The following is an 869-nucleotide window of genomic DNA, read 5'->3' on the forward strand; positions in this document are numbered from 1 at the left end:
TCCATGGACAAACTCACAAACAGGCTCATCAATCGATGGGCCTGTTTTCTTTAAGGAGAGGCATGAACCGTACTTTGGGGCAGTCCGTGGTCGCCGTGATGATGCAGTGATGAATACCGGAGATTTCCAACGCCCTATGACACACGCCCAGTCCACAACTCAGTAACGGATCTGCCGGGCCATCACGGGCGAGTGAGTTACTTTTTACGGAGCAATCCACTGTTCTGCCCATCGCCCGCCGACGTAGGAGAAAAGCGCACGTTGATGATTACCTGGAGTGATGTCCAGATATTCGATTTTGGAAACCCGGATTTGTATCAACGCGAAATTCTCAAAGCCGGACGTTTCCGACGCTTGTTGCACCTGCCCCTGTTCCGGGCTATCAATGGCCGTAGCAGGTGCCAGAGGTGCTTGATACAAGATAAGCGTATGCGGCTTCGCCTCGGTCCACAGCCGTTGTATATCAGTCTGCTCTTGCGATAAGACCGCTACGCCACTGACGCGAAGCTGTGCGTAGTTTTCCAGATCCAGCGAAACCATTGAAACACGAGGATCGGCTTCTATTTCTTTTATTTTTGCTGATCGGCGATCGGCATGAAAAGAGAGAAGCCTGGCATTCTCGTCCGCACCTCGTAAAACGATTGAACGTATCTGCGGGGAGCCGTCGAGGCCCAGAGTGGCCAGCTGCCACATCGTAAAAGGTGAACGCGTGGGACTGGCACCGACGCGGATGCTGCTCCAGATATGTTGATAGATCTCGTCCAGATTCATCTCGGTTACCTCGAAAGTCAGCACTCGGCCGCTACCAACACTTATGCCTGATGCGCGCAGAAACGGCGTTGAACTGCATCGATAAGAAAATCACGAAG

General features: G+C 52.6%; 1 protein-coding gene. It reads right to left on the minus strand.

Going from position 1 to position 869, the window contains the following annotated elements; genetic code table 11:
• Window positions 1–204: 204 nt before the first annotated feature.
• Window positions 205–771: a pyridoxamine 5'-phosphate oxidase family protein gene (locus tag PQR63_RS23600; protein ID WP_408170727.1), complete on the minus strand. Its 567-nt coding sequence runs from the start codon at window positions 769–771 to the stop codon at window positions 205–207.
• Window positions 772–869: the final 98 nt, after the last annotated feature.

It is taken from the genome of Herbaspirillum rhizosphaerae (assembly GCF_046025915.1).
Lineage (GTDB): Bacteria > Pseudomonadota > Gammaproteobacteria > Burkholderiales > Burkholderiaceae_D > Herbaspirillum > Herbaspirillum rhizosphaerae_A.

Excerpts from the sequence above, each read along its gene's own strand:
- PQR63_RS23600 (WP_408170727.1), bottom strand. The coding sequence starts at position 771 with ATGAATCTGGACGAGATCTATCAACATATCTGGAGCAGCATCCGCGTC.